13 protein-coding genes are annotated in these 14,218 nt (G+C 67.1%); 7 read left to right on the forward strand and 6 right to left on the reverse strand.

The genetic code is table 11. The annotated features are described in order from the left end of the window. Nucleotides 1-13: 13 nt before the first annotated feature. From smc to SAB01S_RS02290, 4 genes are all read right to left on the reverse strand, one after another. The gene (smc, locus tag SAB01S_RS02275; RefSeq protein ID WP_062731539.1) at nt 14-3,457 is read right to left on the reverse strand and encodes a chromosome segregation protein SMC; all 3,444 of its coding nucleotides are present in this window, start codon (nt 3,455-3,457) and stop codon (nt 14-16) included. 74 nt (nt 3,458-3,531) lie between these two features. Then, nucleotides 3,532-4,263: a DsbA family protein gene (locus SAB01S_RS02280; protein ID WP_062731540.1), complete on the reverse strand. Its 732-nt coding sequence runs from the start codon at nt 4,261-4,263 to the stop codon at nt 3,532-3,534. Between the two features lie 42 nt (nt 4,264-4,305). Next, nucleotides 4,306-4,971 (reverse strand): thioredoxin domain-containing protein, encoded by a 666-nt coding sequence (locus SAB01S_RS02285; protein WP_062731541.1) that lies wholly within the window; start codon nt 4,969-4,971, stop codon nt 4,306-4,308. Between the two features lie 55 nt (nt 4,972-5,026). Further along, nucleotides 5,027-5,569, reverse strand: coding sequence for a DUF721 domain-containing protein (locus SAB01S_RS02290; protein WP_021226455.1), 543 nt, complete (start codon nt 5,567-5,569; stop codon nt 5,027-5,029). A gap of 26 nt (nt 5,570-5,595) precedes the next feature. Between SAB01S_RS02290 and SAB01S_RS02295 the strand changes: the two genes are divergently transcribed. The 4 genes from SAB01S_RS02295 to SAB01S_RS02310 all read left to right on the forward strand — a co-directional run bounded on the left by SAB01S_RS02295 (nt 5,596) and on the right by SAB01S_RS02310 (nt 9,734). Continuing rightward, the gene (locus SAB01S_RS02295) at nt 5,596-6,666 is read left to right on the forward strand and encodes an A/G-specific adenine glycosylase (protein WP_062731542.1); all 1,071 of its coding nucleotides are present in this window, start codon (nt 5,596-5,598) and stop codon (nt 6,664-6,666) included. Beyond that, on the forward strand, nt 6,644-7,540 hold the full coding sequence (nudC, locus tag SAB01S_RS02300) for an NAD(+) diphosphatase (protein ID WP_062731543.1): 897 nt from the start codon (nt 6,644-6,646) through the stop codon (nt 7,538-7,540). The genes SAB01S_RS02295 and nudC overlap by 23 nt, the downstream gene beginning before the upstream one ends. 63 nt (nt 7,541-7,603) lie before the next feature. After that, nucleotides 7,604-8,950 carry a TldD/PmbA family protein gene (locus SAB01S_RS02305; RefSeq protein ID WP_062731544.1) on the forward strand — a complete coding sequence of 449 codons (1,347 nt, stop codon included), beginning with the start codon at nt 7,604-7,606 and terminating at the stop codon, nt 8,948-8,950. Further along, entirely contained in the window at nt 8,937-9,734 is a 798-nt protein-coding gene (locus SAB01S_RS02310; RefSeq protein WP_062731545.1) for an inositol monophosphatase family protein, read from the forward strand. Before SAB01S_RS02305 ends, SAB01S_RS02310 begins: the two co-directional genes overlap by 14 nt. Here the strand turns inward: SAB01S_RS02310 and SAB01S_RS02315 are convergent. Together SAB01S_RS02315 and purD are read right to left on the reverse strand one after the other, a co-directional pair. Continuing rightward, nucleotides 9,731-10,294, reverse strand: a complete 564-nt coding sequence (locus SAB01S_RS02315) for a helix-hairpin-helix domain-containing protein (protein WP_062731546.1) — start codon at nt 10,292-10,294, stop codon at nt 9,731-9,733. The two genes, SAB01S_RS02310 and SAB01S_RS02315, sit on opposite strands and share 4 nt — an antisense overlap. Before the next feature lie 67 nt (nt 10,295-10,361). Further along, complete coding sequence (gene purD / locus SAB01S_RS02320; protein ID WP_062731758.1) at nt 10,362-11,645, reverse strand: phosphoribosylamine--glycine ligase; 1,284 nt, start codon at nt 11,643-11,645, stop codon at nt 10,362-10,364. Nucleotides 11,646-11,652: 7 nt separating this feature from the next. On the opposite strand from purD, the gene xseA reads away from it, so the two are divergent. The 3 genes from xseA to SAB01S_RS02335 are packed head-to-tail and all read left to right on the forward strand — an operon-like array spanning nt 11,653 to nt 14,218. Continuing rightward, complete coding sequence (gene xseA / locus SAB01S_RS02325; protein WP_062731547.1) at nt 11,653-13,134, forward strand: exodeoxyribonuclease VII large subunit; 1,482 nt, start codon at nt 11,653-11,655, stop codon at nt 13,132-13,134. A 23-nt stretch (nt 13,135-13,157) separates the two neighbouring features. Continuing rightward, nucleotides 13,158-13,370 (forward strand): DUF2093 domain-containing protein, encoded by a 213-nt coding sequence (locus tag SAB01S_RS02330; protein ID WP_062731548.1) that lies wholly within the window; start codon nt 13,158-13,160, stop codon nt 13,368-13,370. Continuing rightward, entirely contained in the window at nt 13,367-14,218 is an 852-nt protein-coding gene (locus tag SAB01S_RS02335) for a M23 family metallopeptidase (RefSeq protein WP_083951108.1), read from the forward strand. Before SAB01S_RS02330 ends, SAB01S_RS02335 begins: the two co-directional genes overlap by 4 nt.

The raw sequence follows: 14,218 nt of genomic DNA on the forward strand, positions 1-14,218 counted from the left end.
CGGTGCGGAGGGCCTATTCCGCCGCCAGCAGCGCTTCGGCGCCGTGCAGATTGACGGACACCAACCGGCTGACCCCGGGTTCGACCATGGTGACGCCGAACAGGCGGTGCATCCGCGCCATGCTGACGGCATTGTGGGTGACGATGAGGTAGCGGGTGTTGGTCTGCGCGACCATCGCGTCGAGCAGGTCGCAGAAACGCTCGACATTGGCGTCGTCCAGCGGCGCGTCGACCTCGTCCAGCACGCAGATCGGTGCGGGATTGGTCAGGAAAAGGCCGAAGATGAGCGCCACGGCGGTCAGCGCCTGTTCGCCACCCGACAAAAGCGTGAGCGCGGCGAGCTTCTTGCCGGGCGGCTGCGCCATGATTTCCAGTCCCGCCTCCAGCGGATCGTCGCTGTCGATCAATTCCAGATGCGCCTGGCCGCCATTGAACAGGGTGGTGAAAAGGCGACGGAAATGACCGTCCACCGCCTCGAACGCAGCGAGCAGGCGCTGGCGCCCCTCCCGGTTGAGGCTGCCGATCGATCCGCGCAGCTGGTGAATGGCTTGGGTGAGCTCGGCGCTTTCGGCCCGGCTGCTCGCCTGGCTGGTTTCCAAATCGGCCAGTTCCTGCGCGGCGACCAGATTGACCGGCCCGATCCGCTCACGGTCGGCGACGAAACGGTCATGTTCTGCCTGTTCGGTCTGGGCAATGCGGATGTCGGCGCTGGCGAAGCCTAGCTTTTCTGGCAGCACCGGGGGCGGGCATTCGAAGCGTTCGCCCGACAAGCGGTTGGTTTCCAGCCGGCGTTCATCGGCCGCTTCGGCGCGGGCGACGGCGGTGGCGCGCGATTCTCGGGCAGCGGCGAGCGTTTCGCCAGCCTGCGCCGCCTGGGCTTCGGCCTGGCGCAGGGCCGCCTCCGCAGCCAGTTCCGCCCCGCGTGCTTGGTCGGCGGCCTCGGTCAGCGCCGATCCTTGCGTTTCAAGCTCGGCAATCGCCTGGCCGAGGCGATCGGGCATGCCCCCGATCTCCGTCCCTTCTTTTGCAATGTCATCGCCGCGCGCGGCCATGGCGGCGATGCGTTTGGCGGCCTCGCCAGCGCGGGCACGCCAACTCTTGATCTCCGCATCGGCGGCTGCCTGCCTGTCGCGATCGCTGTCCAGTGCGCGATCGGCCAGCGCCTGATCGGCCTGCAACTGGCTGACGGCGGCGCGGGCTTTCTCGCTGGCCTGGGTGAGGGCAGTAACAAGCTGACCGTTTGCCGCGCCATCGGGCATCGAAGCGCGCGCGGCCTGCGCCTTTTCCTGCTCGGCCTGTGCGCGCAGCAGGTCGGCGCGCGCGCCGGCGAGTCGTTCCTCCACCGCTTCGCGCCGCCCGGCAAGCCGCTCCAGCGCCGTCGTTGCTTCATCGCCGGCACGCAGCGCCGCGCGAAGCTTCTGATCGGCTTGGGCGAGGGCGGCGCGCCCGGCCGACAAGGCAACGACCGCCGCTTGCTCGCGCGCTTTGGCCTCATCCTGCGCGGCGGCGGCATCGTCCACCTCCACTTGCGCGGCCGGGCGCGCGAGGGCGATCGCATCCAGCCGGTTGAGGCGGATGAGCCGTTCGGCCGCCGCAGCTCCGCCTTCCAACGCGACATAGCCGTCCCAGCGGCGCAACTGGCCGTCGCGGGTGACGAGGCGCTGTCCCACCGCCAATGGCTGGCCTTCGTCGCTGTCCATCACGGCAATCTGCGCAAGGCGGCGGGCCAGCGCGGCAGGGGCCGTGACATGATCGGCAAGCGGCGTCGCGCCGGTGGGAAGCGCAGGGTCCTGCGCGGAAGGCTCTGCGCCGGACCAGCGGCGCTTGCCATCGATAGCGACCGGGGCTTCGAGATCGTCCCCCAGCGCGGCGGCGAGGGCGCGCTCATAACCGGGCGCAGCCTTTACCTGATCCAGAGCGCGCGCCTTCGCGCCTGCGCCGCCATCGACCGCGCGCTGGAGCGCGGCGGCTTCGCTGTCCAGCGCGGCGAGCGTTGCGCGGGCCGATGCCAGCACGGCTTCCGCCGTCGCGCGCGCATCGGCGGCGGCCTGTCTATCCTGCTCAGCGGCCTCGATCGCGGCTTCGGCGGTATCGCGGTCATCCTGCGCCCGAGCCTGGTCGGCCTGCGCACTTTGGCGCCTAGCCATCAGCGGCTCAGGATCGGGCAGGGAAGCAGCGTCGGCTTCGATCCGCGCCATCTCTCGTTCCGCCCGCTCGCGCTGGTTGCGGGCAGCGGCGAGCGCGGCTTCGGCGACGCGCAGTTCGGCCTGTTCCGCCGCCTGCGTCGCCATGGCGCGGGCCAGATCGAGTTCGGCGTCTCGCGCTTCTCCTTCAACCTTTGCAATGCGTGCGGCAAAATCGGGGCGCAGCTTTTCGGTTTCGGCGATGCGTGACTTGAGCGTCCCAATTTCGGCGGTCAGCCGTGCGATCGCGTCGGCGGCGTCATTGGCAAGCGTGCCTTCGCGCGCGCGATCCTCCTCCAGCCGACTGGCCTGTTGTGTGAGATCGGCAAGGCGACGAAGGACCGATTCCCGTTCGGTGCGCAGGGCGGCGAGCCGGTGGCCCGCCTCGCTCGCGGCATCGCGGGCGGCCTGCGCCGCCACCCGGCATTCCCCGAGCGTGGCAAGGGCGGCCTGCGCATGGGCTGCGGCGGCGAGCTGTGCTTCTTGCGCGGCGGCGACGGCAGCGTCGGCTTGGCCTGCCTCGGCGCGGGCCGCTTCCGCGCTGGCATGGGCCTCTCGCCAGCGCGCGAAGAGAACACGGCCTTCCGCAACGCGGGTCTGGTCGGACAGGCGGATATAGCGTTCCGCTGCCTTCGCCTGCCGCCGCAGGGCGTTGGCGCGCATATCCATGTCGAGCAGGATTTCGTCCAAGCGCGCGAGATTGGTTTCGGCCGCGCGCAATTTCTGTTCGGCATCCTTGCGCCGGACGTGCAGACCAGCGATTCCCGCCGCTTCCTCCAGCATCGCGCGGCGTTCCTGCGGCCGCGCGGCGATGACGGCGGCAATGCGCCCCTGGCTGACAAGGGCGGGACTATGCGGGCCAGTGGCGGCGTCGGCGAAGACCAGCGCCACATCCTTGGCGCGCACATCCTTGCCATTGGCGCGATAGGCGCTGCCCGCGCCGCGTTCGATCCGGCGGGTGACGTCCAGTTCGCCATCGGCGCCGACGTCCACCGCGTTGAACAGCTCGCCCTGCTCCTGGATGGTCAGCAGCGACACTTCGGCAAAGTCACGCCGGGGCCGGCTGGCGGTGCCGGCGAAGATCACATCCTCCATGCCCGCGCCGCGCATGGATTTGGCGCTCGATTCGCCCATGACCCAACGAATGGCTTCCAGCAGGTTGGACTTGCCGCAGCCATTGGGGCCGACGATACCGGTCAGTCCCGGCTCGATCCGCAATTCGGTGGCATCGACGAAGCTTTTGAAGCCGGAAAGCTTGAGCCGCTTTATCTGCATGGCGGCGATCCGGGGCAGCGCGCCGCCCCGGCTCCCCTTCGGTCAGGCGGCGATGTCAGCCCCCCGCCGCGCAATCAGAGACCTGCTTCCTTGAGACGGGGTTCGAGCGAGGCCCAGTTGGCGGCGTTGTCCACCAGCACCCCGTTGATGAGGAAGCTGGGCGTGCCGGTGATCTGATATTGATTGTTCGCCGCCTCGACGCCCTTTGCCAGCTTTTCGGCGGTGGCCGTGTCGGCCAGGCACTGTTTGGCCTGATCTTCGGAAATGCCGCGCTGCTTGGCGAAGTCGATCAGCCCCGCGATCTGCGCAATGGCGACCGGGCGCTGCGCGGGCGACAGTTGCTCCACGCCCTTGAAGGCGTCGTCCTGGCCCTGCACCTTTTCGAACATTGCGCCCTGATTGGCGAAAAACTGTTCGGACAGCGGATAGAAGACGTCCTTGCCGCCGCAGCGGGCGAGCAGCGCGGTGGTCAGGTCGATGGGATCGCGCACATAGGTGCGGAATTCATAGCTCATCTTGCCCGTGTCGACGAGCTTGCGGATTTCCGGCGAGGCGGTTTCGGCAAATTCGGCGCAATGGCTGCAGGTGAAGGAGCCATATTCGACGAGCTTCACCTTCGCGTCGGGATTGCCCATCACGAAATTACCCTCGGGCGTGTCGTTCACCGTTGCAGACCATGTCGTGCCGGCGGGCGCGGGTACGGCGGCCACTGGCGCGCCGCTGGGCTTGGCTGCTTCTTCGCTGCTGTTGCAGGCGGCAAGGCTGAGGCTGACGGCGACTAGGGCAAGACCGGTAAAGGCTTTCACGACGGGCAGGGCTCCGATGATTGGCGATGGGCGTGGTGTAGATCAGCGGGCGGCGAGGGGCAATGCGGCCTTGACTGCAGCCCAGTTCGACCCGTCCACCTTCGTACCATTGATAGTGAAGCCGGGCGTTCCGGTAATCTTCACCTTGGTCCAAGCCTCGTCGGTCATCGCCAGCACCTGCTTCATCGATTGCGGGTTGGCGATGCAGGCGTTGAGCTGGGCGTTGGTGAAGCCGCGCCTGTTCATCAGCGCATAGAGGCCGGTCTTCTGGCCGATATCCTGAAGCGCAGGGATCTGATCGGCGGGTTTTTGCGCGTCGCGATCATAGCTTTCGACCTGCGTGATCCAGGCGCTCTGGTTGGCGAAAAGCGCCTCATGATTGCCCATGAACTTCGCCGGTCCGCCGCAGCGCGCGAGCAGGGCGGCGGTCAGGTCATATTTGTCGCGCACGGCATTGCGCACTTCGACCCCCACCTTGCCGCCCTTCACATAATCGCTGCGAAGCGGCGCGCTCGCCTCACTGACGAAATGCGCGCAGTGCGAGCAGGTGTAGCTGACATATTCGACCAATTTGGTGGGCGCGGCCGGATTGCCCATATAATGGCCGCCGATCGGCGTCATCGTGACGCGGCTGACCCAGTTGGCAGCGGGCGCTGCGACGAGGGCGGCGGGGAGGGCAAGCAGGCTGAGCGAAAGAAGCTTCTTCATGGGCGCGCGTCCAAAAAAGGCTGACATAGACGGGGCAGGCTGAACCACGGCTAAACTAGCTGACCTTGGGCAGACCACTGCTGTTGGCGAGTCCCTGCGCCAGCGATTCAAGCACCGCGCGCAATTCGGGATCGCCAATATCGCGCAGCGAATCGCCCAGCTCCACCGGGATAGGCCGCAAATTACGCGGTGGTGGCCTTCGTTCCGCGCTGATCGAGGCGATCTGGCCCTGGCGCATTGCGACCTTGGCCACCGCGGCATAGCCGAAAAAGCGGTTCACCCGTTCGATGATGTCGGGCAGCACATGCTGGATCATCGGCGCATGGCCGCTCATCACGGTCAGTTGCAGCGTGCCGCCGGCCTTCTTGCCGACCGGGAAGCGAATCGATTCAGGCGCGGACACCGCCGCATAATGGGGGCCGACAATTTCGGTCCAGCGGGTGACGATGCTCGACTGGACGAAACCGAACTTGCGGAATGCGGCGCGCCCGATGTCGGGCATCAGGTCCGCGATCTGGCGCGGCGCGCCGACGCGCGGTCGTTCCTCGGCAGGCACTTTGCGCATTTTCATTTTCGGGCTGGCCGGGCGTTCCGTCATGGCCCGCTTAATGGCATAGGGCTGCCATGCGCGTCGAGGGTCGAGAGTCAAAAATCGCGGGGGACCTGCTTGCGCATTATGATGTCCATGCGCGCCGCCTGCCGTGGCGCGCGCCACCGGGCGCCAATGCCAGCGATCCCTATCGGGTCTGGTTGTCCGAAGTGATGCTGCAACAGACGACGGTGGCGGCGGTTGGTCCCTATTTCGCCAAGTTCACCACCAGCTGGCCGACGGTCCAGGATCTGGCGGCGGCGCAGGACGCGGATGTCATGGCGGCATGGGCTGGCCTTGGCTATTATGCGCGGGCGCGCAACCTGCTGGCCTGCGCGCGGGCAGTAGTGCGCGACCATGATGGGCGCTTTCCCGATACAGAGGAAGGGCTGCGCGCCTTGCCGGGCGTGGGCGCCTATACCGCCGCCGCCGTCGCTGCCATCGCCTTTGGCCGGCGGGCCGTGGTGGTGGACGCCAATGTCGAGCGGGTGGTCGCGCGACTATTCGCCATCGATACGCCGCTGCCAGCCGCGCGACCCGCGATCCGCGTCGCTGCCGACGCCATCACGCCGGACGCACGGGCCGGCGATTTCGCGCAGGCGATGATGGATCTGGGCGCGACCATCTGCACGCCGCGCAATCCCGCCTGCGGCATCTGTCCGCTGCGGCAGGACTGCGCGGCCTTTGCCACCGCCGACCCCGCCGCTTTTCCGGTCAAGGCGCCGAAAAAGGCGAAGCCGCACCGGCTGGGCCATGGCTGGTGGATCGAGCGCGAAGGCCATGTGTGGCTGGTGCGCCGACCGGACAAGGGATTGCTGGGCGGAATGCGTGCGCTGCCGAGTTCCGATTGGAACGCCACGCCGGAATGGACGCCGCCCGTCGATGCGGCATGGACCAGCCTTGTCGAGCCGGTCAGCCATGTCTTCACCCATTTCTCGCTGGCGCTTGCGCTCCATCGCGCCCATCTGGTCGCAGGAATGGAGCCAATGGGGACGGGCGAATGGTGGCCGGTCGAGCGCATTGGCGAGGCTGGGCTGCCGACTCTGTTTGCGCGCGCGGCCGACGCGGTGAGAAAGGACAAGGATGCACGGAACGCAACAGACTGAACGGCCGCTGCCCGGCTTCGTCGGCGGCACGCTGGACCGGGTCGACCATGTCCGCACCAATCCCGCGCTGCTGGCGCAAGCCTTTGCCGATCCGGCCGCGCGGCGGCTGGTGCTGGACGGGCTGGAGCCCGTCGAGGCGGAGGGTCATCTGGTGCTGGAGCCGATCGGCGCGGGGGCGCGGATAGCCGACCATGTGCTGCTGGGCGTTGATCCGCAGGCGCGGCCGATCTTTGCGCGGCTGGTGGCGGACCTTGGCCCCAATCTGGCGCCCACGCCGCGCAGCCGCGCCATAGCAGGCTTGATCCCCGCGGACGAAGTGGCGCTCTATGGCGCGGCGCGCAGCCTGGTGCATTGGCATGCGCGACATCCCTTTTGCTCAGTCTGCGGTGGATCGACGCGGCCGGTCAAGGCAGGCTGGTCGCGCCGGTGCGAGGCGTGCGGAGCGGAGCATTTTCCCCGCACCGACCCTGTCGTCATCATGCTGGCGGAGCATGAGGGGCGGGTGCTACTGGGCCGGCAGCATAGCTGGCCCGAAGGGCGCTATTCCGCGCTCGCCGGTTTTGTCGAACCGGGCGAAACGATCGAGGAGGCCGTGGCGCGTGAAATATATGAGGAAGCGGGCGTGCGGGTCCATTCGGTCCGCTATGTCATGAGCCAGCCCTGGCCCTTCCCCTCGTCGCTGATGATCGCCTGCGTGGCGCAGGCGCAGCACGATGCATTGCGGATCGACGCGACCGAGATCGAACATGCATTCTGGTGTGATGCCGATGGCGTGCGTGCGGCGATGGCCGGCGATTCGGGCGCGCCCTTCGTCGCGCCACCGCAGATGGCGGTGGCCTGGCATTTGCTGGACCGTTGGCTGGCACGGTTGTGAGCGCTGGCGCAAGCGCGTAAGGCCGGGCCTTCCTTTCCCCCGATCAAGGACTATCTTTCCTCCATGCTCAGCCTAGAAGAAGCCCAGTCACGCGCGCAGGATCTTGTGAATGCAGCGCGCAAGGCAGGCGCGGATGCGGCCGACGCCATTTATGCCTGCAACGCGTCGACCAATGTGTCGGTACGCCTGGGCGCGCTGGAGGATGTCGAACGGTCCGAAGGCGAAGAAATCGGCCTGCGCGTTTTCATCGGCCAGCGGTCGGCCAGCATTTCCGCGTCGGACATGAATCCCGCAACGCTCGATACGCTGGTGGAACGCTGCATTGCGATGGCGCGCGAAGCGCCTGAAGACCCCTATGCCGGGCTGGCGCCCGAGGATCGGTTGCTGAAGCGGCGGCCGCCTTCGCTGGATCTGACAGACGAGGAGGAGCCCGAACCCGCCGCTCTGCGCGAGCGCGCCTTGATGGCCGAGGATGCGGCGCGCGGCGTGCCGGGCATCACGAATAGCGAGGGCGGCGGCGCTTCGAGCGGGCGTAGCCAGGTGGCGCTCGCGACCAGTCATGGCTTTGCCGGCGCCTATGCCGGCACGAGCCATTCGACCTGGGCCAGCGTGCTGGCGGGCAGCGGGTCCGACATGCAGCGCGATCATGCCAGCCATTCGGCGCGGCATCTGCGCGATCTGGACCATGCCGACGCCGTGGGCGCGCGGGCAGGACAGCGCGCAGTCGCGCGGCTCAACCCGGTCAAGGTGGGCAGCGGCGTCATGCCGGTGATTTTCGATCCGCGTATCGGGTCCAGCCTGATCGGCCATCTGGTGAGCGGCATTGTCGGCCCGGCCATTGCGCGCCGGTCGAGTTTCCTGCTGGATCAATTGGGCGAGGCGATTTTCGATTCCAGCATCACGATCATCGACGATCCCCTGCGCCCGCGCGGCTTGCGATCGCGCCCCTTCGATGGCGAAGGCCTGCCGGTCGAGCGGCGCGCGCTGATCGAGGACGGAGTGCTGACCGGATGGCTGCTCGACAGCGCTTCGGCCCGGCAATTGGGGCTGGAGCCGACAGGTCATGCGAGCCGCGGCGGCAGCGGAGCACCGGGCGCCAGCATCACCAACGTCCATATGGAAGCAGGCACGACGTCGCCGGGGGACCTGCGCTATGATGTGAAGCGCGGCATCTATGTAACCGAATTGATCGGCATGGGCGTCAATCCTGTGACCGGGGACTATAGCCGCGGGGCGTCCGGGTTCCTGATCGAAAATGGCGCGGTCATGAATGCGGTGTCGGAAATCACCATCGCCGGCAACTTGAAGGATATGTTCCGCAACATGACGCCGGCGAGCGACCTCTATTTCCGCTATGCCATGAATGTGCCCACTCTCCGCATCGACGGGATGACCGTTGCCGGAGGCTGAACTGCCCCTGCGCGCGATCGTGTCCGCCGTGGCGGATGCGGCCGACCATGGGTTGACCTTATGGGCCAATGGCGAAACGCGCGTGCGTCAGTGGGAAAAGGTGCCCGGCCATCCGGTGTGTGAGGCCGATCTGGCGCTGGACGTGATGTTGCGCGACAGCCTGACCGCGATTGATCCTACCGCTGGCTGGTTGTCGGAAGAGACGGCCGATACCGTCCACCGGCTAGGCCTGTCGCGCGTATGGGTCGTCGATCCGATCGATGGCACGCGCGACTATTTGCGCGGGCGGCGCGGCTGGGCGGTATCGGTGGCGCTGGTAGAGGATGGCGCGGTGCGATTGGGGATATTGGCGGCGCCCGCGCGCAACGAATTATGGGTGGCGCAGGCCGGGCGCGGGGCGACCCGCAATGGCAAGGCGCTGAATGCAGGCGCGCGCACGATCCTGCCGGGCGCACGGGTGCCTGCCGACCAGTTGCCGCGCGCTGACCGCGATCTGGTGGCGGTGGAAAAGCCCAACAGCATCGCGCTGCGCATGGCGCTGGTCGCCGCTGACGAGGCCGATCTGGTCGCGACGGTGCGCTGGGGCAATGAATGGGATGTCGCGGCGGCGGCGCTCATCTGCCAGGAGGCGGGGGCGATCGTGACCGATGCGCTGGGCGATCCGTTGCGTTTCAACCGGCCGCAGCCGACCGCCTTTGGCTTGCTGTGCGCCGCGCCGGGGATTCACAAGGCGGCACAAGATCGGCTGGCGCCGCGCGCGCAGGAGATGTTGGGCCGGGGCTAGAGCTTGCCATATTTCGCTTCAAAGCCGGCGGTGTCGCCAGCCGCGAGATATTTCGCCTGATCCACCCATTGGTCGCGCACCGGGCGGCCCTTGAAATTGCCGAGCCGGGCGTCGATCGCGGCGATATCCGCATCGGTCCAGGCGGCAATTTGTTCGTAACGGGTCACGCCCAGTTCCATAAGCAGCGCCTTTAGCTTGGGACCGACGCCCTTGAGGCGCAGCAGGTCGTCGGGTGCGGCATCGCCTACCGGCGGAGCAACAGCGGGGGAGACAGGGATGGGTTCGGCCGCAAGAGGTGGGGCTGGCTCGACGCTCGGCTCCGCAGCCGCCACAGACTCTGTTTTCTCGATTCTTTCGGCGGCGACGGGGGCCGACGGCACTGCGACCGGATCGGCCAGCGGCGGCGCGGCGGCGAGTTGAGGCGCTTCACCAGGCGTGATTGTCTCTGCCGGCGTGTCCCCATCCGACGTGCGCTTGCCGGACAGCAAGAAAACAAGGCCGATAAGGACCAGCAGCGCGATCAGCAGCCACAGGCCATAGTCCATGAAGAATTCCTGCATCGCGCCGCGTCTCCCCTGTGTGTTTCGTCCTGCTATTTAAGGATGCTTTTCCCCGCGCCGCAAGGGTTCACCCCTGTTTCGCTTCGCGCTCCACTTCGCGCCAGCCAATATCGCGGCGGCAAAAGCCGGTGGGAAAGTCGATTGCCTCCACGGCGGCATAGGCGGCTGCCTGGGCAGTGGCGACGCTGTCGCCGGTGGCGGTGACGTTGAGAACCCGGCCGCCAGTGGCGACGATCGTACCGCTCCTCTCCGCCGTGCCGGCGTGGAAAATCTTGGCGCCGGCCTGCTCGGCCACGTCCAGCCCTGTAATGCGCCCGCCCTTTTCCGGCGTGCCGGGATAGCCATTGGCGGCCATGACGACGGTCAGGGCCGTGCGATCGGCCAGCGCGACCGGTCCCTGTTCGGCCAACCGTCCCTGCGCGACGGCAAGGAGGAGCTCGGCAAGATCCCCGTCGAAACGGCTCATCAATACCTGGCACTCCGGGTCGCCGAAGCGGGCATTATATTCAATGAGCTTGGGTCCCGCGTCGGTGAGCATCAGGCCGGCATAGAGGACGCCCGAATAGGGCATGCCTTCGTTTGCCAGCGTATCGACCGTGGGGCGAATGATCCTGTCCATCACCTGCCGTTCCAGGTCGGGCGTCAGGACGCGCGCGGGGCTGTATGCACCCATTCCGCCGGTATTGGGGCCAGTGTCGCCGTCGCCCACGCGCTTGTGATCCTGCGCAGATCCGAAAGACAGGATGGCGCTGCCGTCGGTCAGGGCGAAAAAGCTCGCTTCCTCGCCGGACATGAATTCTTCCAGCACGACTTCCTCGCCGGCCGCGCCGAAGGCGCCGGAAAACATCGAATCAAGGGCATCCAGCGCCTCCTGGCGGTTTTGCGCGATAATGACGCCCTTGCCAGCGGCCAGCCCGTCCGCCTTGATGACGACAGGCAGCGCGAAATCATCCAGTGCCGCGATCGCGCCATCCTTGCTTGTCACCCGGACATAGGCCGCTGTGGGGATATTCGCGCGCTGGCACAAATCCTTGGTGAAACCCTTGGACCCTTCCAGCTGCGCCGCCTTGCGGTTGGGACCAAAGACCGGCACGCCCATGGTGCGCAGATTATCGGCCAGCCCGTCGACCAGCGGCGCTTCCGGGCCGATCACCACCAGGCCGATCGAATGACGGATGCAGAAATCCACGACAGCGCGATGATCCGCCGCATCAAGGTCGACCAGCGTGGCGTGCTGCGCTATGCCCGGATTGCCGGGCGCGGCATAGAGCGTGTCGAGGCCGGGCGATTGCGCCAGCTTCCATGCCAGCGCATGTTCGCGGCCGCCGCCGCCAAGCAGAAGGATGTTCATGTCGCCCATGTCCCCGGAATTTGATGCCTATGACAGTTCGGGCCGCCTGTTAGCCGAGGAACGCGCAGGCGACAACGCGCCGCCGCTCAGCGTTAGCGAATTGTCCGGAATGTTGAAGCGCACGGTCGAAGACCGGTTCGGCCATGTCCGGTTGCGCGGCGAAATTTCGGGGTTCAAGCGCGCGGCATCCGGGCATCTGTATCTGTGCCTGAAGGACGACAATGCCGTCATCGACGGCGTCATGTGGAAAGGCGGGGCGCAGCGTCTGGCCTTCGCGCCGCAGGACGGGGTAGAGGTGATCGCCACGGGCAAGCTCACCACCTATCCCGGCCGGTCCAAATATCAGATCGTGATCGAACGGATGGAACTGGCGGGCGAAGGCGCGCTGATGGCGCTGCTCGAAAAGCTCAAGGCCAAGCTGGCGGGCGAAGGATTGTTCGCGCCCGAACGCAAGAAGCCGCTGCCTTTCCTGCCGCGCACCATCGGCGTCGTCACATCCCCCACGGGCGCGGTCATTCGCGATATCCTTCACCGGCTGGCGGATCGATGCCCGACACAGGTCTTGTTATGGCCGGTGCTGGTGCAGGGGCAGGGCGCGGCAGAGCAGGTCGCGCGCGCGGTTCGGGGCTTTTCGGATATGCCTGCCGATGGCGCTTTGCAGCGGCCGGACCTGGTGATTGTGGCGCGCGGTGGCGGGTCGATCGAGGATCTGTGGAGCTTCAATGAAGAGATCGTCGTGCGTGCGGTCGCGGAATGCAGCATCCCGATCATTTCGGCCGTGGGGCATGAAACCGACACCACGCTTTGCGATTATGCCGCCGATCGTCGCGCGCCCACGCCGACGGCGGCAGCCGAAATTGCAGTGCCGGTGCGCGCGGAATTGCTGGCGGGGCTGACTGACATGGGGCTGCGTGCCGGTCGCGCCGTGCGGCGCGGCGCGGCGCAGGCGCGCGAGCGGCTGGACATGCAGGCGCGGTTGATGCCGACGCCCGACACATTGCTCAGTCCGCAGCGGCAGCGGCTGGACCAGCTATCGGACGCCCTGGCCAGTGGCCTGCGCCATCGCTTGGCCGACGCACGCGCGCATCTGGGGCAGGCGAGCGGCGCGCTGCGGCCGGCGTTGCTGCGCCAGCAATTGACGCGCGCGGGCGAGCGGCTGGATCGGTTGCGATTGCGGCCGGAAAATCTGGTCCGCGCGCAGCGGGATTGCGTGACCGCGTTCGATCGCGTGTCGCGGCATTTCGCGTCGCTCGATCCCGATCTGCCATTGCAGCGCGGCTATGCCCGGGTGATGGCAGGCGAGCGGCTGGTCCGGTCGGTCGATGCCGCGCGCGCGGCCGGGCAGGTCGTCCTGCATTTCCACGATGGCGCGGTGGGCGCGGTGGTCGGAGAGGCGGGTGCGCAAATGGAGCCGGCGCCGCCTTCGCCGGCCCGTTCCGCGCGCAAGCCGCGTGATCCCGCCCTGGCGCAGCAGGATCTGTTTTCCTGACCGATGAAGGGAATATTGCACCCATGTTGATGTCCAGCCGTGACCGGATCGCCAGACTTCATTATCTGCCTTACAGCTTTCGCGTATTGAAGGCGGGTGATCATGTGCTCTGCGCCGTAACAGGGCAGCGTATAGCCTTACAGGATTTGCGCTACTGGAGCATCGCCCGGCAGGAACCCTATGTTAGCGCGCAGGCGTCCGTGGAGGCGGAACAAAAGGCTGCTGGCGGGTTATGAAGGCGATTTTTCTGGCGGCAATACTGGGCTTCGGCGCGGTGGCCACTGCGCAGCCCGTCATGCGACAAGGGGCGGTAACGCCGGCCTTCCGGCTTGAAGGCGTAGCGGTGCAGGGCGGCAGGCTGCTCGGGACGGCGCCGGCTGGAACCGTGGCTTTGACGCTGGGCGATCAGCCGGTAGCGGTCGACCCTGATGGCCGGTTCCTGATCGCCTTCGATCGGGATGCGCAGCCCGAGGCGTTGCTGACGGCGCGCCTGTCGGACGGCAAGCTACTTACCCGGCCGCTGACCGTCGCGCCGCGCGACTGGCGTCTGGAGCGGATCAATGCGCCGCTGCGCGTGGGCAAGAGCAGCGACGCCTTCATGGCGCTGCGCCGACCAGAGCTCCAAGCGATCGCGGCGGCGCGGGCGAAGGTGACGGATGCGCAGGGGTGGCGGCAGTCCTTCATCTGGCCGCGCGTCGGGCGCATCTCCGGCCTCTTCGGCGCGCAGCGCATCTATCAGGGTGAGCCTGGCTCCTATCATGGCGGCGTCGATGTGGCGGGCGCCACGGGCGAACCCGTGCGCGCGCCGGCCGACGGCGTCGTCATCCTGGCGGCGATCAACAAGCCCTTTACGCTGGAAGGGCATTTGCTGATGATCGACCATGGCCACGGCCTCAACAGCGCTTTTCTGCACCTGTCGCGCATCGACGTGAAGATGGGCGATCATATCGTGCAGGGGCAACAGATTGGAGCGATCGGCGCAACCGGTCGCGCGACCGGACCGCATCTCCATTGGGGCATGAAATGGCAGGATGCGCGCATCGACCCGCTGCTGATCGCCGGGCCGATGCCGCAGGGGCGGTGA

The sequence above is a fragment of the Sphingobium abikonense NBRC 16140 genome, from assembly GCF_001598335.1.
Lineage (GTDB): Bacteria > Pseudomonadota > Alphaproteobacteria > Sphingomonadales > Sphingomonadaceae > Sphingobium > Sphingobium abikonense.